Source organism: Sorangium sp. So ce381 (genome assembly GCF_051473845.1).
GTDB classification, from domain to species: Bacteria; Myxococcota_A; Polyangia; order Polyangiales; family Polyangiaceae; genus Sorangium; species Sorangium atrum.
This window is the reverse complement of record NZ_CP150336.1, coordinates 7908084-7929181: the sequence shown is the minus strand read 5'-3', so window position 1 is coordinate 7929181 and position 21098 is coordinate 7908084. Positions and strand designations below refer to the sequence as shown.

15 protein-coding genes are annotated in these 21098 nt (G+C 70.0%); 6 read left to right on the top strand and 9 right to left on the bottom strand.

Going from position 1 to position 21098, the window contains the following annotated elements; translation table 11 throughout:
- Window positions 1-8: 8 nt before the first annotated feature.
- Complete coding sequence (locus WMF29_RS29400; RefSeq protein ID WP_437323458.1) at window positions 9-6026, bottom strand: AAA family ATPase; 6018 nt, start codon at window positions 6024-6026, stop codon at window positions 9-11.
- Window positions 6027-6160: 134 nt separating this feature from the next.
- Window positions 6161-7246 (bottom strand): P1 family peptidase, encoded by a 1086-nt coding sequence (locus WMF29_RS29395; RefSeq protein ID WP_437323457.1) that lies wholly within the window; start codon window positions 7244-7246, stop codon window positions 6161-6163.
- Between the two features lie 477 nt (window positions 7247-7723).
- Between WMF29_RS29395 and WMF29_RS29390 the strand changes: the two genes are divergently transcribed.
- Window positions 7724-9001: a PAS domain-containing protein gene (locus tag WMF29_RS29390; protein ID WP_437323456.1), complete on the top strand. Its 1278-nt coding sequence runs from the start codon at window positions 7724-7726 to the stop codon at window positions 8999-9001.
- 98 nt (window positions 9002-9099) lie between these two features.
- On the opposite strand, the gene WMF29_RS29385 is transcribed toward WMF29_RS29390, so the two are convergent.
- Window positions 9100-9960 (bottom strand): helix-turn-helix domain-containing protein, encoded by an 861-nt coding sequence (locus WMF29_RS29385; RefSeq protein WP_437323455.1) that lies wholly within the window; start codon window positions 9958-9960, stop codon window positions 9100-9102.
- 81 nt (window positions 9961-10041) lie between these two features.
- Between WMF29_RS29385 and WMF29_RS29380 the strand changes: the two genes are divergently transcribed.
- A complete protein-coding gene (locus WMF29_RS29380) occupies window positions 10042-11037 on the top strand; it encodes a quinone oxidoreductase family protein (protein ID WP_437323454.1) in 996 nt (331 codons plus the stop codon).
- A 76-nt stretch (window positions 11038-11113) separates the two neighbouring features.
- Here WMF29_RS29380 and WMF29_RS29375 read toward each other — a convergent pair whose 3' ends face one another.
- The 3 genes from WMF29_RS29375 to WMF29_RS29365 form a co-directional block, all read right to left on the bottom strand.
- On the bottom strand, window positions 11114-12100 hold the full coding sequence (locus WMF29_RS29375; RefSeq protein WP_437323453.1) for an HTTM domain-containing protein: 987 nt from the start codon (window positions 12098-12100) through the stop codon (window positions 11114-11116).
- Between the two features lie 4 nt (window positions 12101-12104).
- Window positions 12105-12893 (bottom strand): DUF5819 family protein, encoded by a 789-nt coding sequence (locus tag WMF29_RS29370; RefSeq protein ID WP_437323452.1) that lies wholly within the window; start codon window positions 12891-12893, stop codon window positions 12105-12107.
- A gap of 115 nt (window positions 12894-13008) precedes the next feature.
- Window positions 13009-13404, bottom strand: a complete 396-nt coding sequence (locus WMF29_RS29365; RefSeq protein ID WP_437323451.1) for a hypothetical protein — start codon at window positions 13402-13404, stop codon at window positions 13009-13011.
- Window positions 13405-13979: 575 nt separating this feature from the next.
- On the opposite strand from WMF29_RS29365, the gene WMF29_RS29360 reads away from it, so the two are divergent.
- Window positions 13980-14273 carry a hypothetical protein gene (locus tag WMF29_RS29360; RefSeq protein WP_437323450.1) on the top strand — a complete coding sequence of 98 codons (294 nt, stop codon included), beginning with the start codon at window positions 13980-13982 and terminating at the stop codon, window positions 14271-14273.
- 30 nt (window positions 14274-14303) lie between these two features.
- Here WMF29_RS29360 and WMF29_RS29355 read toward each other — a convergent pair whose 3' ends face one another.
- The 3 genes from WMF29_RS29355 to WMF29_RS29345 form a co-directional block, all read right to left on the bottom strand.
- Complete coding sequence (locus WMF29_RS29355) at window positions 14304-14783, bottom strand: YbhB/YbcL family Raf kinase inhibitor-like protein (protein WP_437323449.1); 480 nt, start codon at window positions 14781-14783, stop codon at window positions 14304-14306.
- Between the two features lie 82 nt (window positions 14784-14865).
- Window positions 14866-15546 (bottom strand): HAD family hydrolase, encoded by a 681-nt coding sequence (locus WMF29_RS29350; protein WP_437323448.1) that lies wholly within the window; start codon window positions 15544-15546, stop codon window positions 14866-14868.
- A 75-nt stretch (window positions 15547-15621) separates the two neighbouring features.
- On the bottom strand, window positions 15622-16965 hold the full coding sequence (locus tag WMF29_RS29345; protein ID WP_437323447.1) for an erythromycin esterase family protein: 1344 nt from the start codon (window positions 16963-16965) through the stop codon (window positions 15622-15624).
- Between the two features lie 777 nt (window positions 16966-17742).
- On the opposite strand from WMF29_RS29345, the gene WMF29_RS29340 reads away from it, so the two are divergent.
- The 3 genes from WMF29_RS29340 to WMF29_RS29330 all read left to right on the top strand — a co-directional run bounded on the left by WMF29_RS29340 (window position 17743) and on the right by WMF29_RS29330 (window position 20985).
- Window positions 17743-18858: a glucuronyl esterase domain-containing protein gene (locus tag WMF29_RS29340; RefSeq protein ID WP_437323446.1), complete on the top strand. Its 1116-nt coding sequence runs from the start codon at window positions 17743-17745 to the stop codon at window positions 18856-18858.
- A 364-nt stretch (window positions 18859-19222) separates the two neighbouring features.
- A complete protein-coding gene (locus WMF29_RS29335; RefSeq protein ID WP_437323445.1) occupies window positions 19223-20734 on the top strand; it encodes a glucuronyl esterase domain-containing protein in 1512 nt (503 codons plus the stop codon).
- Between the two features lie 113 nt (window positions 20735-20847).
- Window positions 20848-20985, top strand: a complete 138-nt coding sequence (locus tag WMF29_RS29330; protein ID WP_437323444.1) for a hypothetical protein — start codon at window positions 20848-20850, stop codon at window positions 20983-20985.
- Window positions 20986-21098 lie beyond the last annotated feature (113 nt).

Sequence of the window (21098 nt, the reverse complement as noted above, 5' to 3'; positions counted from 1 at the left end):
GAGAACGCTCACGCCGGGGGGAGAAAGGTGCCCTGGCCTTCCGTCTCCGCCTCCGGCAGGTGCAAAGGCAGCTCGACGATGAAGGTGGCGCCCGCGCCCGGCTTGCTCTCGACGCGGATGGTGCCGCCATGGGAGGTGACGATCCATCGAACGATGTAGAGGCCGAGGCCGAGGCCTCCGAAGTTGCGGACGGAGACGGCGCGCTCGAAGCGCTCGAAGATCCTTGCCTGATCGGCCTCCGCGATGCCCATGCCATGATCGCGGACGACGAGCACCGCGCGAGCGCCCTCGCGGCGCACGATGACGTGAATGAGGCCTCCCGCGCCGTACTTGATCGCGTTGGACAGGAGGTTGATGAGGACCTGCTCCATGCGGGAAGGATCCCAGTGTCCAGTCACGGGCTCGTCCAGCTCGAGCCGGGTGCGGCAGCGGGCGTCGGCGAGCTGCTGGTGCATCCGCTCGACGACCTCGCGCGCCAGGGCGGCCAGATCGACGGGCGCGCGCGCGAGCGAGAGCTGGCCGGCGTTCAGGCGGGTCACGTCGAGCAGCTCGTTGACCAGGTGGGCGAGGCGCGCGATCTGGCGATCGAGGAGCTGGAGCGCGGCGTCGATGCGCTCCGGGGCGACCTCTCCGCGCTGGAGGCGGGGCAGGAGCCGAGCGAGGAGGTGGGCCTGCATCTTCAGCGAGGTGAGCGGCGTCTTGAGCTCGTGGGATGCGACGAGGAGGAACTCGTCGCGGCGCTCGATCGCCTGCTGGGCCTCGGCGAACAGGCGGCTGTTGTCGAGGGCGAGCGCAGCGCGGCCCGCCAGCTCCTGGGCCAGCCACAGGTCGGCAGGGCCGTAACGGTGCCGGGGCGCGGCCGCCAGCAGGGTCATGACCCCGAAGCGCCGGTCGCGCGCGAGGAGCGGGACCCGGAGGAAGGAGTGAACGCCGAGCGGATCGAGGAGAGGCGCGGCGCGGATGTCGCCTATCTCGGGCTGGTCCGGCGACGTCGCTGTCAGAGGCCGCAGCGCGTCCGTCACCGCGCCTGCGAGCTCGGCCGGCATCCCCGCGGTGACCGTCCGCCCCGGGGCGTCCCGGGCGAGGTCCACGTCGATGACGCACCGGTCGGCCAGCGCTGGCAACGCGAGCTGCGCGACGCTCTCGAGGGTGGCGCCGTAGCCGAGGGCCATGAGCCTGCGGCTCGCCTCGGCGAGGAAGCGCTCGGCGAGCTCGGCGCGCTTGCGCTCGGTGATGTCGGTGCAGATGCCGCAGACCACGCCGGGCATGACGCCCTCGCCGAGCGGGAACTTGAGGGACAGGTAGGTGCGCGGCTCGCCCTCTTGCATCACCACCTCCTCGAACTCCAGCGGCTCGCCCGCGTCGAGCACCCGCCGGTCGTTGTCTCGGAGGACCTCGGCGTTGGAACCCTGGAAGAGCTCGTCGTCGGTCTTTCCGAGGAGCTCTTGGCTCGGCACGCCGGCGACGTTCCCCGCGTGGCGGTTGGCGAGCAGATACCGGCCCTCGCGATCCTTGAGGAAGATGGTCGCGGCGGAGTTGTCGACGATGGCCTGCAGCGTCGCCTGGTTCGCCTGCAGCGCCTGCTCTGCCCGGCGCCGCTCGGTGTTCTCCTGCTCGATATCGGCATAGAGCATGGCGTTCTCGAGCGAGATGGCCGACTGCGAGGTGAGCAGCTCGAGCACGGTGAGCCGCCCGGGGGTGAACGCCCCGGCCACGAGCCCGTTCTCCAGGTAGAGCACGCCGAGCAGCCGGGCCTGCCGCATGATCGGCAGGCACAGCACGGACCTCGGCCTCTTGCGGCGGAAATACTCGTCCTCCGAGAACGGGTGCCTGGCCGCCGCGTCGTCGAGCAGCACGCGCTCGTGGCTGCGGAGGACATAGTTGAGAATGGATTGCGGCAGCGCCGTCGACGCCTCGCCCGCGTCGAGCAGCCGCGCGGCGCCCCTGGACGTCGCGATCGCCGCCGCCGTCGACAGGCGCTCCTCCCGGACCAAGAGCACGACCCCCTCTCCGGCGCCCGCGTGCTCGACCACGATGCGCAGGAGCATCTCGAGCAGGCGCGGGAGCTTGAGCTCGCCGGAGATGCTCTGAGAGGCCTTGACGACGGACAGGACGTCGAACTGCTCGGCGCGGACGGCGAAGGTGACGGTGGGGGCGATCGGCTTTCGCTCGACGAGGAAGGGATAACGCTGGTCGAGCTGCTCGACCTTGGCGTGCGCGCCCCAGCGGAAATAGGCGGCGCGGGCGTCCCGCAGGTAGGCGTCGGCGGGCGTGGACAGGCCGCGGTTGCGGTAGAACCGGGCGGCGAGCTCGCAGGCGATGGCCTCCTGCTGGACGAAGCCGTTCTCCCGCGCCGAGGAGATGGCCTGCTCGTAGAGCCGGATGGCCTCGGGCTCGTTCCCGAGGAGCCGGGCGATCTCGGCGCGGACCAGGGCGTGTTTGTGGAGGAAGTTGTCGGGGCAGCTCGCGGCCCACGCGCCGAGCTGCCGCTCGCCGTCGAGGAGGCCCTCGGGGAGCTCCTGCGCCGGCGACCGCCGCGCTCCGCGCGCGCCCTCGTCTGCGAGGGCCGCGAGCGCGAGCGCATGAAAATAGCAGTTCTCGGCGATGAGCGCGTAAGGCTCTCTCTTGAAGGGGTGGTCGACGATCACGCGCGTCGCCGCGGCGAGCGCTTCGTCGTGGGAGCCGAGTATGAAGAGGGCGCGCGCCTTCATGCTGTAATGGAGGCCGCGGGCGCCCCTCATGTCCCCCTCATCGAGCCCCGCCTCGAAGGCCTGCCTATCCAGCTCGGAGCCGTCGAGCTTCGAGAAGCGGACCGGCCTCCCGCGCAGCGTCTGGATGAGGGCGCGGGCGCTGGCCAGGACGCCGTGGGCGAACTCGTAGCCGGCCTTGCGCACGAAGCGGCTGCGCTCCTCGACCTCGTGGAGGACGTCCTCCAGCGGCTCGCCGGCGAGCAGCGGGAACAGCGGAGCCCAGACGCAGTTGAAGCACGCCATGCGCATATCGCCGGACTCGACCGCGGCGCTGAACCCGGCGCGCGTGTAGGGGTACGTCTCCCGGTAATGGCGTGTCCAGAAGACGACTTGCTGCCCGAAGAGGGTGAATACCAGCGACTTCACGGTGAGGAGGTCGCTCCTGTCCGCGAGGTCGTAGCCGAGCTTTCCGAACTTGTAGGCCTCCTTGTATCGCCCGAACCGCGGGCCGAACATCCGCGCGAAGGCCGCATACGCGTGGGCGGAGCTCTCCGCGTTGCCGTGGCGCAGGCCGAGCTTCACCTGGCGCAGGACGATGAGGTAGTGCAGGTCCTGGTCCACGAAGATCGCGGGGCCGGCCACGGCTTGCAGCACCGCCATCACGACCTTGCACTCCGGGTGCTCCATGGGGGGCAGGTGGATGAGGTCCTCGATCGCCCGGTCGCCCAGAGCTTGCCAGAGGCCCTCGGTCTCTTCCTCGACCTGCGCGTCGGTGGGGTGGAGAGGAAGATCGATATCCGAGGCGCGGAGCCACGCGAGCCCGAGCTCGACGGCGTGGTCGGACCGGCCTCGGGTCTGGTAGAAGGTGACGGCGAGCTCGACGACCGCGGCGCGATCGAGCTCGTTCCTCGTGCGCCCCATGAGCTCCGCGAGCAGCCGATCGGCCTCCTCGAAGCTGCCGATGACGTAGGCGGCGTGAGCGCGCTCGAGGCTCAGGGGATAGGCCAGATCGTACCGAGTCTCCCAGCGCTCGTGGGGATCTCTCGCGAGGAGGGCCAGGCCGGCGGCGAAGAGGGCGGCGGCGGACTGGTAGGCGGCGGCGGCCTTGGCCTTCCTGCCGGCGCGGAGGTTGAGGGCGGCGAGCTCGTCGCGCTCGGCCTGGGAACGGAGGAGCGCGGAGCCGCGGTTGAGGTGGCCGACGATCTCGAACAGCGTGTCGTCGCGCTCTTCGGCGCGCTGCGCCTTCAAGAGCAGCTGGCCGATCCCGAGGTGCACCTCGGCGAGCTGTCCTGGCGGAATGAGCGAATAAGCCGCCTGCTGCACCCGGTCATGGAGGAAGCGATAGGCGCTGTCCCGGCGGAGCAGCAGACCCTCCCGCGCGGCCTCCTCGAGCGCCTCGCGGAGCTCCTCGGTCGGCCGCCTCGCGACCACCGCGAGGGCGTCGAGGGTCAGGCTGCCACCGAGGCAGGCGGCGAGCTTGAGGGCGTCGCGCGTCGGGACCGAGAGCCGATTGAGCTTGCCCACCATCAGCTCGACGACGTTGTCGGTGAAGCCCTTGTCGCGGATGGCGGCGCTGTCCCAGCGCCATGCGCCCTCGTCGGCATCGAAGGTGATGAGCCCCTCGTCGTGCAGGGTGATGAGGAACTGGAGCACGAAGAACGGGTTGCCGCCGGTCTTCTCGTGGACGAGCTGCGAGAGCGGCTCGACTTGCGCTTCGGGCGCGTGGACCGTCTCGGCGACGAGCGCCCCGACGTGGGCGGCGGAGAGCGGCGCGAGGACGAGCTCGGAGACGGCGGCGCCGCGCTTCTGGGCCTCGGCGAGCGTGAGCCGGAGCGGGTGCGCGGGGCCGACCTCGTTGTCGCGATAAGCGCCTATCACGAGGAGGTGCGCGTCACCTGCGAGGGTGGCGAGCTGCTCGAGCAAAAGGAGGCTGCCGGGGTCGGCCCATTGCAGGTCGTCGAGGAAGAGGGCGACGGGGTGCTCCTTGCGGGCGCAGGCGGCGACGAAGCGCTGGAGCGTGGCGAGGAGCCGGCTCTGGGCCTCGGCGGGCGGGAGCTCGGGCACGGGCGGCTGCGGGCCGAGGAGCAGGGCGAGCTCGGGGAGCATGTCGGTGAGCAACCCGCCGCTCGCGCCGAGGGCCTCGCGGAGGCGCTCTCTCCAGCGCTCGACCTGCTGCTCGCTGGCGCTGAGGATCTCCTGCACGAGCCCCCGGAAGGCGTGAAGGAGGGGGCGATAGGGGACGTCGCGCTTGAGCTGATCGAATTTGCCGGAGAGGAAGGAGCCGCGCTCGCGCACGACAGGCCCGTGCAGCTCGGCGACGAGCGAGGACTTGCCGATGCCCGAGTAGCCGGAGACGAGCACGAGCTCTGGCCGGCCGTTCGCGACCACGCGCTCGAAGGCGGCGCGCAGCGCCTCGAGCTCGCGCTCGCGGCCGTAGAGCCGCTGCGGGATCTGGAGCCTGTCGGAGACGTCGCGCTGTCCGAGCGGGAAGGCCTCGATGGCGCCGCTCTGGCGCAGCTGGGAAGAGCACCGTTCGAGGTCGTGGTGCAGGCCGAGGGCGCTCTGGTAACGCTCCTCGGCGGCCTTGGAGAGCAGCTTGAGCACGACCTCGGACAGGACTGGTGGAATCGAGGGGACGAGCGTGTGGGGTGGGACCGGGCTCTGCGCGATGTGGCAATAGACCCATTCGACGGGGTCGCTGGCCTGGAAGGGCAGGGTGCCAGTCAGCATCTCGTAGAAGGTGACGCCGAGGGAGTACAGGTCGGTCCGCTCGTCGACCCGGCGGTTCATGCGGCCCGTCTGCTCTGGCGCCATGTAAGCCAGCGTGCCCTCGATGAGGCCGTCGCGTGTGAGCTCCTGGGCGCCGCGGAGAGAGAGGGAGGCGATGCCGAGATCGGTGATCTTCACCTCGCCGGTGTCGGGGTTGTAGAGCAGGTTCTGGGGCTTGATGTCCTTGTGGATGACGTGGTGCCGGTGGAGCTCGGCGAGGGCGGCGGCGAGGCGGAGGGCGAGGGGGAAGAAGCGCTCGAGCGGAATCGGCCCATCGTCATCGAGCAACCGGTCGAGCGAGCGGCCGCCGAAGTCCTCGAGGACCAGGGTCACCTGGTCGCGGAACGGCTCGATCCCACAGGCCTTGACGACCGCGGGCGATCTCAGCGCCCTGGCGACCTCGAGCTCGTGCTGGAGCCTGCCGAGGGCGCGGGGGCTTGCGTGGTCGCGCCGCAGGGCCTTGAGCACCACCGGCCGGCCGTCCTTCTCGCGCCGCGCGCGGTAGAGGATCGTGTCCGCACCTTGGTGCAGCACCCCCAGCACGCGGTAACGTGGACTGTCGGTCATAAAGGGAGGGTGTCCAAGGCCGGATCGGTCTCCGAGGCGCCGGGTCGATTCGTGATGTTGCCAAAAGCACCTCGTTGCGCCACGGGAAATGGCGGCGAGCTCTCGCGCCGGCCCGCCTGCGGCGGTCTCTTGCGTCATGCAGGGCGGGAGCGGCCGGACGGCCGCTGGACGCCGTGCCTCGACAGCACCTCACGGACCCGATCCAGCGGAATGGCGTCCACGGTGCGACCGCTCCCCGTGGTGGTCTCGGCCGTGAAGAGCGAGTTGTAGATGGCCTCCTCCGTCGCCTCGATCACGGCCTGGAAGAGGGCGGACGTCTCCTGGTTCGAGAGCTCCGTGATCGCGAGCCGCTTCGCGCCGGAGCGGCGCCGCACCGAGGCGCTCGTCGAGAAGGCGATCGCGTAGTCGCCGGAGCCGTTCGCGCCGGAGGATCCGGTGCGTGCCAGGCCCAGGATCGCGCGGGCAGCGAGTCGCCCGAGGTTGCGATCCGACAGCGGCGCGTCCGTCGCGACGAGGATGAGGATGGAGCCGTCCCCCGCCGCCGCCTCGACCTGCGACCGGAAAGCGTACCGGCCGAGCTCCTGGCCGACGGGCGCGCCCATCACCTGCAGCACGCCGCCGAAGTTCGACTGGACGAGCACGCCGACGCAGGCCCCGCCGAGCGACGCTGGCAGCACCCGCGAGGCGGTGCCGATCCCCCCCTTCCATCCGAAGGCGACGGTGCCCGTACCCGCGCCGACGCACCCCTCCAGCGTGGGCCCCTCCCGCGCCGAGCCCAGCGCCGCGCGCACGTGCTCGGCGGTGATCGGACGGAGCCGGACCGCGTTGAGCGCGCCGTCGTTGGTCTCGCCGACGACCGGGTTGAGCGAGCGCACCTCCTCCATGCCCGGCTGCGCCAGCATCCATTCGACGAGCGCGTCGGCGGCCCGGAACACGCAAAGCGTGGTCGTGAGGAGAATGGGAGTCTCCAGCTCACCCAGCTCGCGGACCTGGGTCGCGCCGACGAGCTTGCCAAACCCGTTGCCCACATGGATCGCCGCGGGGACGCGATCGAGGTAGAGGTTCCCTCCATGGGGGAATACGGCGGTGACGCCGGTGCGGATCGCGTCCCCCTCGATCACCGTGGCGTGCCCGACGCGCACGCCGCCCACGTCGGTGATCGCGTTTAGCGGGCCCGGATCGAAGATGCCAGGCGCGACGCCGAGATCACGCGCGCGCACGGCGTCTCCCGCTGGCTCCGGGGATCCGGGCGCGAACGGCGCGCTGCCCGCCTCGTCCGGGCACCGAGCGATCGGGCAGCGGCAGGACGAGGAGGCCGGGCGCGGCGTGCGGCCCGGTGGCGGCAGGCGGCCGAGAGAGGTGTTCGGCATCCACGGGGAGCATCGATATCATCGATACAAACGGTATCAACCTCCGTGCCACGCGCGTTGGATGCCGCCCGATCAGGCCGTGTCCTTGCCGGTGCACCGCGAGCGACCCGAGCAGGGGTCGAGCGGAGTCTGCGCGCCTGAACAGGGTTTGATCAACGATCGGTCTTTCGGGGGAGCTACGGCGCTATCTGTACGAAATTGTTAGATGTATTACATGATGGTGAGCGCATCACGATTCCCGGAGAGCGCGTTGAAAGGTTGGGGTATTCGACGGGTCGTCCGGCTCGGAGAGCGCTGGGCAGCTCGTGTCGCGTGGAAGGATCCCGAATGACCCTAGATCTCGATGGGCCCGGCCCGCACGTCGGCGCTGGTCCCCTGCCGCACGCTGGCGTCGACCCCCTGCCGCTCCTCTGCGCGCTCCCGGTAGGCGCCGCCGTCTTCGATGCAAAGGGAGCGCTCCGGTGCGCCAATCCTCGCCTCGAGCAGATCCTCGCGGAGGGCGCGCTCCCCGCCTGGCCGGTGTCCCCCGCGCACGCGCCGGCCGTCCTGCCCGCGTCGCCCGAGGGGCTCGCCGGTGAGGCGCAGGAGGTGCTCGCAGCCATCCGCGCCGTCCTCGAAGGCGAGCGCGAGCAGGCCGGCATCGAGCTCCGGGGCGGCGCGCCCGGCGCGCCGTCCTGCGGGATCTCGGTCACGCAGCTCCGCGTCGATGGCGCGCGCGGCGCGCTCGTCTGCGTCCACGACCCGGCTGCGCCGCGCGGCAAGCCGGGGACGGTGCCTATCGAGAGCTTCCTCGACACCATCATCGAGCACGTGCCGGTCTCGGTCTTCATCAAGGAGGTGACGGAATTCCGCCTCGTCCGGATGAACGGCCATTACGAGAAGGTCTTCGGCACCCCGCGGAGCGGCGTTCTCGGCAAGAACGTCTTCGACCTCTTCCCGCATCGACTGGAGGAGGCCAGGTGGCTCGATCGCATGGATCGCGACGTGATCGAGAAGGGCGAGATCGTGGACATACCCGAGTCGCGCATCGCCACGCCGACCGGGGAGCGATGGCTTCACATGGTGAAGGTGCCCCTCAAAGACGAGCACGGCGTCTGCCGCTATCTCCTTGTCATGATCGAGGACATCACGGAGAAGAAGCGCGCCGACGAGGCCGTGCAGAAGGAGCTCGCGTGGTTCGCGACGCAGCGGCAGCTCCTCGACGTCATCCAGGAGCTGTCCACGCCGGTCATCCCGGTCCACGAAGGCATCCTCGTGGTGCCCCTCGTGGGGACCATCGACTCCGCCCGCGGCGCCCAGCTCCTGGAGACGCTCCTCCAGGGCATCGAGCGCCACCGGGCCGAGACGGTGCTCATCGACGTCACGGGCGTGCCGGTCCTCGACGCCGACGTGGCTGCCCGCCTCCTCCAGGCCACGCGGGCCGCCGCGCTCCTCGGCGCCACGTGCGTCCTCGTCGGGGCGTCACCCGACGTCGCCCGGACGCTTGTCGCGCAGGGGATCGATCTGGGCAACCTCCTGACGCAGCGCGATCTCCAGGCCGGGATCCTCTATGCCCTCGCCCGTCAGGGCAAGGCGATCGTCCAGCAGCGGCGCGAGCGCCGCTGATCTCACGCCGCGGCTCGCCCGGCGCCAGGCTGGAGCCATGAAGGCGCGACGGGGGGGCTGGGCGACCGAGTCTCGAGCGAACCCCCTGGATGGCGGCGTCAGATCGCGACGAACCGGTCCTGGCAACCCAGCGGCCGGTACACCGGCGCGATCAGGCTCGCCCCGGTCGCGCCGCGCAGCGCGGCGGGCGTCATGCCGGCATACCGCCGCACGGCGCGGCAAAGGTGGCTCTGGTCGGCGAACCCGGCGTCGGCGCTCAGCGCGGCCCACGACAGGTCCTGATCGAGGCGCTCCAGCGCGCGCTGGAAGCGCCGGATACCCTTCATCTCCCGCAGCGTCACCCCGTGGTGGCGCCGCAGCAGCCGCTCGGACTGGCGCAGCGAGACGCCCAGCGCGCGGGCCAGGCCGGCCGCGTCCCGGTCGGCGAGCCGGGCGTCTCGCAGCGGGGCTGGCGCCGCCGCGCGCGGCGTCAGCGCGGCCAGCCAGCGCCGCACCGCCAGCAGGCGGCCCTGCGCCGTGCCGGCGCGCTGCACCGCCGGTAGCAACCTCGCCACCGGCGGGGCGCCGAGGACGTCGCGCAGATCGACGCGGCGATCGACGAGGCAGGCGGCGTCGACGCCGAACCACTCGGAGATCGCCCAGGGCTCGATCAGGACGATCACGGCGTGCAGCTCGGCCGACAGCCGGTAGCTGAACGGCCGGGTCGCGACGCCGGACAGCCACACCGCGCCCCCCGCGCGGTCGTCGCGCTCGCTCTGGATCTCGCCGAGCAGGCCGATGCTCAGCACCGCGTGCAGCGACGGCAAGGCGCACGGCGCCGGCGGGCCCCACGACGCGACCCGCCCCGCCACGTCGACGAGCCCGGTGACGCCGCGCTGGCCGCCCCCGGGCGCGGCATGCGCGGCCAGCTGCGGCGCGCGGAGGGGGCTCCTGGCGATGGTGAGCGTCGATGTCGACATCGTTCAATACAGGGCCGCCGCCGGCGGGCACACTGCGCCTGCGCCGCCGCGCGCCGGCGTCGTTCGAGAGGACTGCAGCGAATGAAGGCAATCGGAATCCATCACCATGGCGACGCCTCGCAGCTCGTGCCGCTGGAGCTGCCCGAGCCATCGCCCGGACCTCACCAGGTGAGGGTGCGGGTGATCGCGTCGTCGGTCAACCCGGCGGACATCCGGGCGCGATCGGCGGCGCCCGGGCCCCGCCGCATCGAGCGGCAGTTCCCGCTGGTGCTCGGCTACGACGTCTCCGGGATCGTCGACGCGGTCGGCCCCGGCGTCGACGAGCTCGCGGTCGGAGACGAGGTGTTCGGCTCACCCAGCCTGTTCGGGCAGGGCGCGAACGCGGAGCGGGTGGTGGCCGACAGCCGCACCCTCGCGCGCAAACCGGCGGCCCTCTCCCATGAGCAGGCCGCATGCCTGTCGCTCGCGGGCGTCACGGCCTGGGAATGCCTCTCGCGCGCGCGGCCCGCGCCCGGCGCCGCGGTGCTTGTCACCGCGGGCGCAGGCGGCGTGGGGCATCTGCAGCTGCAGCTCTCGCGTCACCTCGGGCTACGGGTGGTGGCGACCGCCAGCCGACCCGAGTCGACGGCGCTCTGCCGCGAGCTCGGCGCCGCGGTCGTGCTCGATCACACGACGCAGGACGTGGGCAAGGCGTGCCGGGATCTGACCGGTGGGGCGGGCGTCGCGGTGGCCTTCGACAACGCCGGTGGCCGCGCGCTGGATCAGGCGCTCGACGCCGTGGCGCCGATGGGCACCGTGGTGAGCATCGTGCCGACGCCCGCGCCGGTCGCGGACCGGCTGTTCATGAAGGCGGCGTCGCTCATCTATCATGTGATGGGCGCTGCCACGATCTGGCGGCTCGACCCGCACGCGCAGGGCCGCGCGCTCGCCGCGGTGGCGGAGCTGGCGGCGCAAGGCCACATCAGGCCCATCGTCAGCGCGAGCTACCCGGTGCGCGAGCTCTCGCAGGCCCACCGCGCCATCGAGTCGGGCCGCACGATCGGGAAGATCGCGATCCGCGTGGCGGAAGGCTGGTGAGGCTGGGCGGGGAGCGCCGGGACGCCGGCGGGAGGGACATGGCGCGGGCGCTCGAGCGCGCCCGCGCCACGCCGCGCTACTTCGTCTGGATCCGCCGCGCGGGCAGGAAGCGCCGGAGCGCGGGCGCCTCGATGGACACGAGCCGCCTGGCGAACGCGCCGATCGCCCGGTACTCCGCGTCCGCGATGAGCGCCAGCTCGACGCTGATCATGAACGCGGCGAACGTGCCGAGCCCCATCATGACGGCGATGCCGGCGTGGAACAGGAACGCCGCGGCGAGCGAGAGCCTGCGTGTGTGCCGGTTCAGGGCGAACAGGAACGGGAAGCTGAGCTGGAACCCGACCGTCGCGTAGGTCAGCGCCGTCACCACCGCGACGCTGCGGGAGAGGCTGTCGCTGTGGCCGGGCCAGGTGAACTCGCCGACGCGGGTGATGTAATAAAGGGCCGTCCCGTTCTGCCACAGCTCCCCCTGCACCTTGTAGAGCCCTGCGACCCCGTAGACCAGGCACACCTGGACGGCGCAGGCGAGGATCGCCGCGTTGTGGAGCATCCCCTTGATCCGCTGGAGGTCCCCGCCGCGCTCCCGCTGCGCGCGGAGGCGGTCGGCGTCGAGCGAGAAGTAGGCGCCGAGCTCGGCGAAGATGCCATACAGGAGCGCGAGCCGGACGAGGTTGTCGCCGCCGTCGAGCAGGACGGGGTTCCGCTGGTGCAGCGACCAGAGCCCGACATACGTGAGCAGCGACATGAGACGGGTGCGGAAGCCGATGACCCACAGCGCCGCGAACAGCATGGCCAGGTGGAAGACGACCTCGAAGTAGAGCGGTGACCTGCTGAGCAGGTAAATCGAGAACGCGCCGGTGCTGTGGGCCTCCTCGAGCGACCGCGCGAATGGCCACACCCCCTCGGGGCCGTAGAGGTAATGGCGCTGGAAATAGTTGGCCAGGTAGAGGTGGAGGATGGTCAACCCGGCGACGATCCGGAAGAGGCTGGCCCCGATCAGGCAGCGCTCGCGGCTCGCGAGCTCCACGATGCGGCGCCAGCGTGCGTTCAGCTTGCTCAGCATGGCGTCACCTCTCCTCCACGGCCGCTGCCCCGAGGGCCACGGGCGTCTGGCGTCTGTCCTCGGTCGCCGCCTCCAGCGGCGCCACCGGCTGATACGGAGCCCAGTCGAAATCGTAGTACGTCATGTCACCCTTCGCGTCGGGCAGGTCGCGCCGGGAGAAGCGCGGGAACTTCAGCACCGCCAGGCGCAGCCGCACCGCGGCGGTGCGGTTCGGGCCGTACAGGCTGTCACAGTGCGCGGAGCCCGCCCGCTCCAGGACGGTCTTGCCGAGCTGAAAGCCGGCGTCCTGCTCCTTCTTCACCTCGTCCCTGAGCATGTCGACCACCTGAGCATCGGCGGCCTCGGCGCCGCCTCCGCCCGCCTGCGCGCGGGCGCGCTGCTGATCGAGCTTCTTCGCCATCTGAAGCGACGTCGGATCGACGGTGTAGATCATGCGCGCAGCGCCCGTCACCGATCGTCCGAGGCGCGTCGCGGGGCCGAGGCGGTTCTCCAAATGGGATTCCCAGTAAGGGGTCGTGATATCGGTCCACCCGGTCTCGGTCGTGCTCCCGTCCGGCTCGCGCAGGCGGCAGGCGACCATCACGAATCGCGTGTCGGTGATGGGATCGGGGGCGAAGAGGTGCCAGTTCTGCTGGAGGAACGGGTTCATGTACCCGCTGATGAGCCGCGCGAAGCGGAGCTGGAGCGGGTTCTGCGGCGTCAGGTAGGCGACTGTCATCGCGAAATGAAAACAGAGCGCCGCGGCGAGCAGCGCGGGCGCGGACGTCGAGAGCACACGGAGTAAACGGCGCATGGTTTCGTCCATCCCGGGTTCGGGGTCGTCGGAGAGAAGGCCGCGCGCGGCCGGAGCGCCGCGCGCGGCCCGTGGATGCTCCGGCCCCAGCGGGCCGGCCGGGGCGGGCGGAGCGCTAGTTGTCGAAGAGGATGTCGGCTTGACCCGGCGCCGGCGCGTCGTTCAGCGCGACGCTCCTCCAGCCTCCAGGGCCGCGGCCGTGGAAGCCCCCTGCGTTGGCCGTCGCGAGGCCGAGGTTGCCGAACCCGCCGGCCTGGGCGACCGACGACTGGGCGACGGACCCCGAGGTCCCGATGGCGATGCCCGCGATGCCGATGTTCGTCGTGGTGGCCACGTTGGCCCCCGGGAACCCGCAGTAATAGGCCACCTTCTCGGGGATCCCGGCGCTCGCGTTGGTCTGGAGGACTGAGCGGCCCTTCAGGCTCGAGGTGGGCAGCGTCGCCGCGTGGGCCATCGCCACGCCGACGAACAGCGACAACCCAGCGAACGCGGTGATGATCTTTCGTGTCATGTTCTTCCTCTTTCGTTCGATCTTGTGATGGTTGACGGTCAGAGAGGCCAGACACGCCAGCTGCGTTTGCCGACCGCGCGGAGCCCCTGTGTTCGAGCAGCTCCGCAGGACTCGGTGCATCGCGCCGGCTCGCAGGCCATCCGCCCCTGTGTGTGCCTGCTCCTTGGCGGAAGAGCACTCGTCGTGCCAGCCGTGCTCACCGCTGGTGCAGCGCGCGCCGCGCGCTCTCGCCGCGCCGATGTGAGGCCGCGGCCGCTCGGCGGCGCCGCCCGCCAGCGGACGGTTTGCGTGTTCGAGCAAACCATCGCGCGCAACGGTTTGCTCGAATCATCGCGTTCGAGGCGGCGATCTCGCCGCTTCTGGTGAAGATGCGGCATGACAGGCGAGCTCAAACAGCGCAGCCGGGCTGGCTCTACCGCCCGAACACCGCGGACACACGCGGGGCAGCGCTCCCGTACCCGTCGCGGCGCCGCGAGCTCGGCCGCCGACCGCGCCATTCGGCACGCCGCGTGCCTCGGCCCCTGGCGATCCATGATGCCCATTCATGGAAGCATCGCTGATCAGGAGGAGTGAAGATGCGCGGTACGCTGTTATCGGTGTTCGGGTTGTCGATGCTGCCCGCTTCCGCGGCGCTCTGGACGAGCGCGGGCGCGGAGGCTGTAAACCGCAGCGCGGCGGCGTCGGTCGACGCCGAGGCGCCTGATCCTTCGCAGGCCAGCGACGTCGAGGTCGCGGCGGGCGCCGAGGAGGCCTCGATCGCCTCGTGCGTCGCCACCTGCCCGAAGGGCGATAAAGTCGTCACGTGTCCCGAGGGAGTATGTCAGTGCCACTGTGACGATGACGGTCGCCCGGTCTGCAAGTGCGGTTGAGCGCGCGCGCGCCCGAGGCGCGTCCATGTACTACGGGCGGCCCCGCTTCTGATACGTGCCTACGAGCTCGACGCGCGCGAGGACGTGTCCCTCCATCGCCTTCTCGACCTCCACCTTCGTGAGCCCGTCTCGCGGGGGCAGCACCGTGTCGAGCGCATACAGCTTGAAGAAGTAACGGTGTTTGCCGATCGGCGGGCACGGGCCGCCGTAGCCGGCGCGCTTCCAGTCGTTCCTCCCCTCGAGCGTGCCCGCCGGCAGGTTGGCCTTGCGCGCGCCCTCGGGCAGGCCGCCGGCGTCGGGCGGGATGTTGTAGAGCACCCAGTGGACCCATGTCGTCTTGGGGGCGCGCGGATCGGGCGCGTCCGGGTCGTCGACGATGAGCGCAAGGCTCCTCGTGCCGCCGGGGACACCCGACCAGGAGAGCGCGGGCGGCACGTCCTTGCCCTCGCAGGTGTGCACGATCGGGATCACATCGCCATCGTGGAAATCGGGAGATTGTAACGAGAGCATCGGATCACCTCGCCTTCAGAGCCTCCTGAGGCCCATGCCTGATCCCCGCCGCCGCGCGCGGACCGCCTCCACCAGGCGGCCCTCAGGGCAGGACGCCGAGCTCGTCGAGCGCGGCGCCGAGCTCCGCGGGATCGCGGTATACGCGGTACGCCCCCGCCGCGAGCAGCTCGTCCTGCCCGTACCCACCGGAGAGCAAGCCGACCCCGAACATGCGGGCTCGGCGCGCGGCGAGCAGGTCCCATACGGAGTCACCGACAACGTAGCAGTCCTCGGCCGCCACCCCGAGGCGCTGCTGGCAAGCGAAGAAGAGATCGGGCGCCGGCTTCGCGCGGCTCACGTCACCGCGAGCGACGACGACCATGTCCGGCGGGAGCTCGAGCGCCGCGAGCGAGGCGTCGATCTCCGGCCGCCGTCCGGAGGTGGCGATGCCGTGCGGCACGCCCGCCTCGCGCAGCTGACGGAGCAGCGCGACGGCCCCCGGCAGCGGGCGTCGCTCCGGCAGGATCTGCTGGAAGATCTCGCCGTGGCGTTCCTGGACGAAGCGCGCCCGCTCGGCCGCCAGCGGATAGCCGACCTCGCGCGCGACCGCGCGAGCGAAGAGCCCGCCGCTCATCCCGATGCGCCGGTGCACCCGCCAGGCGTCGATCGGTATGCCCGCCTCGGCGAACGCGCGCTGCCACGACAGGACGTGGGCGTAGACCGTGTCCACCAGGGTCCCGTCGAGGTCGAAGAGGATCGCGTACACAGCGCTCTCGCGGTTCACTGGATTCACCTCCTCCGGCGCCGGGATGCCCGCGCCCCCAGCGCGCTTTGCACTGCGCGCGCCATGCCGCCGGCGTCACACGCCGGTGGGGTAGGTCTCCGGCGGCTCCCTCTCTGCCCGCGGCGCGAGGTGCAGGGGCCGGACGGCCTGTGACTCGTCCACGAAGAGGAGCGCGTCATAGCGGCGCGGCAGCACCGTCGGCACGTAGTTCCCGTGCCAGTCGTACTCGGGGTGGTAGACGACGCCGACGGCGCGGTGGCCGCGCCAGGCCAGCGACTCCTGCGGCAGCCGCCCCGACTCGAAGATCAGCAGCTGATCCCGGCCGCCCGTCTCGTGCAGCAGGTCCTCCCAGCTCTCGGGCCGCCCGACCGGCAAGCGCATCACCTCCATCGGCGCGTCCCACTCCCGGGCGGCGATCACCGTGCCGCGGTGGGTGCCGAAGGCGACGAGCGCGACGCGCTCCTCTCCGTGGCGCTCGCGGGCGAGCTGGCCGAGGTTCACCTCGCCCCGCTCCGCCATGTCGGTGAAGCGCGCGTCGCCGATGTGCGAGTTGTGCGCCCAGACGATCGCGCGCCCGCGCGGGCCGTGCTGCGCGAGCAGCCGATCGAGCGTCTCGGCCATGTGCCGATCGCGGACGTTCCAGGACTCCGCGTCGCTGCGCACCATCGCCCGGTAGTAGGCCTCGGCGTTCTTGACCACGAGCGCGTTCTGCTCGGCGACGAAGTGCCCGTCGCGCCCGTCGGCGCCGAACGCCGGCGCTCTCCTGCGCACCTCGGCGAGCAGCCAGACGGCCTCCGCCTGGCACGACTCCGGTACGAGCACCGTCGCCCGGGCGTACTCCTGGGCATCGTCGGCATACGGCTCGAAGCAGCGCAGCGCGCGCCGCGCGGCCGGCAGCGCGTCGGGGGCGGCCCCCTCCAGGTAGCGCATGACCTCGCGGAGCGAGTCCCAGAGGCTGTAGACGTCGAGCCCGTAGAAGCCGACCCGCTGCTCCTCGGGCCGACCCTCGTTGTGCCTGCGCAGCCACTCGATGAGGTCGGCGACCTCCTCGTTGGCCCACATCCAGGTCGGCCAGCGATCGAAGGCGCGCAGCACCGCGCGGGCGCTGCTCCCCGCGTCCGCGTACCCCTTCACATACCGGTTGACGCGGTAGCAATCGGGCCAGTCGCCCTCGACGGCGATGAAGGAGGCGCCCGCCTCGACGATCAGCCGCCTGGAGAGCTCTGCGCGCCACGTGTAGAACTCGCGCGTCCCGTGCGTCGCCTCGCCGAGGAGCGCGCAGCGCGCGTCGCCGATGCGCTCGATCAAGGGGTCGAGATCGGCCGTGGAGCGCAGCGGCCGGGCCAGCGCGCGGAGCCCGGCCAGGAGGTCGGGCGTCGCGCGCGTCCCCGGCTCGATGAGGCGTCGCAGTCGCGCCATGATGGGATCCTCTGGGGCACCGCGGCGGAACGGCAAGCTCGCGCCGGGTAAGGGCGAGCGTGCAGGCCGCCCGGCGGCGGAAAAAGGGCCGCCCGGTGCCGCCGAGCCCGTGCCTCCGCAAGCACATCGCCGCCGGAGTCAGGTCCGTCCTTCGATCACGAGCAGACGATCAGACTCTACGTGAACGCGACGCGACGAAACGAGTCTTGCCCAAAAAGTGTCGCGTCCTCGGATGTCCCGCAGGTGCGAGCTTTCGTGATGTGTTCCCGGAGACGAACCGGATGGATGACATCGACTACAAGTTTGTTGAACATTTGCATCCTGACCAAACGCTGCCTGCTCCGGTCGTACGATTCATAGCGATAAGCGTGATCGAACCGCCCTCCGCCGGGAATGTGCACTCGAAACATGGAGGCCTTCATGTCTGTCCGTTCTCGTGCCTCGCGCAAGTTAACCGCTCTCGCGATTCCCGTCCTCGCCCTCTTGAACTTCCCTGGCTGCGCTTCAGAAGTAGGATCCGGAGGTGCCGGGGGAGATGCTTCGGGCACAGGCGGCGGGATGCCGAGCGGGAGCGGGGGAGTCACCACGGGTGGAGGCTCCGCGACCAGCGGTGCTTCCGCGACCAGCGGAGCCGCCAGCACGGGCGGCGGTGCTCCGACGGGCGGCGCCGGCACGGGCGGCTCCCCGACTGGCGGGGCCAGCGCGACCAGCGGGACTGGCGGGGCCAGCGCGACCAGCGGGACTGGCGGCGGCGCCTTCACGTGTACCCTGCCCACGTTGCCTGAGCCGAGCGGTCTGACCGAGGTAAACGAGAAACTCCCGGATCCGTTTACGTTCTTCAACGGAACGAAGGTCACCACCAAGGAGCAGTGGGAGTGCCGCCGCAAGGAAATCCTGGCAATGGCAGCCAAGTACCTCTACGGTCCAGTTCCCGCCGAGCCGGATGAGGTGACCGGAACCGTATCCGGAGGTAACGTTTCAATCACCGCCAAGGTGGGTGGAAAAACAGAGAGCTTTTCGGCGAGTATCAGTGGATCCGGTAGTGTGATCGCCCTCAAGTTGTCGGGTGGAATTTTCCCGTCAGGCAGTAAAGCGCTGTCGTTTGGGAGCGGCTTCGAGGACAAGATAAAAAAACTCTTCGGCTTGTCCGAGCTCAACACGAATATCGCCAACGGGTGGATGATTGACCGGGTGATGGACGTGCTGGAGCAGAACCCGGGCAGCGGGCACGATCCCACGAAGGTGATGGTGTCGGGGTGCTCCGGATGTGGAAAAGGTGCTTACCTGGCGGGTGTCTTCAGTCGTGCACCGGTGGTCGTCATCGTGGAGTCGGGCGGTGGTGGTGTAGCCAACCTGCGTCAGGCAGAGTGGTTCAGGCACGGTGAAGGTGGTTCTGTTTGGCAGTGCTCAGACGCCAAGCCTCAGAGCATCGACAACCTCGAAGACAGCGGCATCTGCGGACCCTGGGTGACCGGTGCGGCCCGCTGGCTCCGAAGCGACCCCTCGAAGGTGTACAACCTCCCCTTCGATACGCATATGCTCCTGGCGACCATCGCTCCACGGTATCTGGTGCACTTCACGAATGCCAATGGCAAGAACTCATGGTGTCACCTGGGTGGAACCTGTGAGGCGCTCTCCGCATGGGCAGCAAAACCGGTATGGAAAGCGCTCGGTGTCCCGGAGCGCATGGGTTTTCAGATGTACAGCGCAAACCACTGCGGCGCATCGGCCTCTCAAACCGCCCTTGCAGGCGAAATGTTCAAGCGAGCGTTCGAAGGCAATACCAGCGCAAACACGGACGTGCTGAACATCATGGACAATGGCGTTCAGCAGCCGGTCAGCGAATGGAAAGACATGTGGATTGACTGGGATATGGATACCGTGCTGCAGTAGTGATGCCCTTGGGGGGCATGAAAGCCGTTCTGGCCTTGCCCCCCATTCGGCGTGGTTCCCGGGCGTCGGTCATTCGCCGGCCAGGCCCGGCTCGCTCGCCGGCGACGAGCACGAGCACGAGCACGAGCAGACGATCAGACGCTGCGAGATCGCGAGGGGAGAAGCCTGCTCGAAAAATGTCGCCTCATCGGATGCCCCCCCAAGCGCCACTTGGTGCGAGGCGTTCCCAGAGCCGATCAGGATGGATTACATCGGCTGCATGTATGATGGATATTTGCGGCTGGATTGAAGGCCTCCCACGCCGGCAATGCGATTCCCAGCGGTAAGCGTGATCGAACCGTCGTCCGCTGGGAATGGGCGTCCCATGATGTCGTTCCGACCAAACTTCTCCCAGCTTCTCCCCCTGACCGCCCTCCTCCCCCTGTTCGTCGCGTGCGGCCCCAGCGATGGTGGCGTCACAGTTGATGAGGATGACACCACCACCACCAGCTCCGGCGGCCAGACCAGCGGCTCCTCGTCGGCTGGCAACACGTCGTCCGTGTCCGGCACCGGCGGCGGTAGCACCAGCGGCGTGACCTCGGGAACGGGCGGTCCGTCGACGAGCGTTTCGGGGGCCGGTGGGTCGGACCCGACGGGGGCCGGCGGCGCGGATCCGACGGGCGCCGGCGGCTCGGACCCGACGGGCGCCGGCGGCTCGAACCCGACGGGCGGCGGGGACACGACGCTGGTCGGGGTCGAGACCCCCGGCGAGGACTGTGCTGTGCCGAACATGCCCTCCTTCGGCGAGCTGAAGGCGTACGACAAGCTGCACGATCCCTTCACCATGATGGATGGTACGAAGGTGACGACACGCGCGCAGTGGGTGTGCCGGCATCGTGAGATCTCCGAGCTGGTCCAGCACTGGGAGACCGGTCCGAAGGAGGTGAAGAAGGCCACCGTCAAGGGCAGCTTCGCCGGCGGCAAGCTGACGATCAACGTGAGCGGCGGCGCCCAGGATGTCTCCTTCTCTGTGAGCATCTCCCTGCCCAGCACCGGTTCACCTCCCTACCCTGCGCTGATCGGGCTCAGCAACGGCTCGCTCGACAACAACCATCTGAAGCAGATGGGCGTCGCGATCATCAACTACGATCACAACGGTGTGCAGCCGGAGAGCGACCGGAGCGGCGGCATCTTCTCCAAGTTCCACGGGAACGCGGAGAGCGGCGCCCTGATCGCCTGGGCCTGGGGCGCGAGCCGCATCATCGATGCCCTCGAGTCCACGCCCGACGCGCAGATCGATCCGAAGCGGCTCGCCATCACGGGCTGCTCCCGCAACGGCAAGGGCGCGCTGATGGTCGGCGCGATGGATTCGCGCTTCGCGCTGACGATCCCGCAGGAGTCTGGCTCGGGCGGCGTGGCGGCGTGGCGCGTCTCGGAGGTCGATAACAAGGGCCAGACCGGCAGCGCCGGCGTCCAGAACCTCACGAGGACTTACGGCGAGCAGAAGTGGTTCAGCAAGACGATCGAGCAGTTCGGCAGCGCGGTGACCAAGCTCCCGCTCGACCACCACCAGCTGGTCAGCATGGTGGCGCCTCGCGGCCTCCTGATCCTCGGGAACCTCAACTACGAGTGGCTGAGCACGAACAACGCAGACCAGGCCGGCGGAGCCGCCAGGCTGGTCTACGAGGCCCTCGGCGTGAAGCAGAACATCGGGTACGTCGACAGCGGGCACAACCACTGCGGCACGGACTACAAGAACGGCGAGCAGGCCGCGATCGACGCCTTCGTCAAGAAGTTCCTGCTCAACGACGCCAGCGCGAACACCGACGTCTGGAAGCCGAAGAACGAGCTCGACAAGGCGAAGTGGGTGGAGTGGACGGCCCCGACGATCCCGTGACGGAACGTCGTGGCTGAGTGAAGGGCCCCGAGCACCGAAGGTGAGGGGCCCGTCCGCTCTGCGAGGCATGGCCGAACCGCCCGTCGACCCCACCATCGATCACCAACGCTAACGTGAACGTGAACGTGAACGTGAACGTTTACGTGGTCGTGAACGTGAACGTGGTCGTGGTCGTGGTCGTTCACGGCCTGTCGTTGACGACCACGACCACGACCACGACCACGACTACGACCACGACCACGACTACGTAAACGTTCACGTAAACGTAAACGTTCGGAGGTAGGAGAACGCGGCGCGAAGCTTGGTTAACGCGTATGCGGGCTCACGGTCCGATCAGCGGACCGATAGGAACGAGCGGAGACGA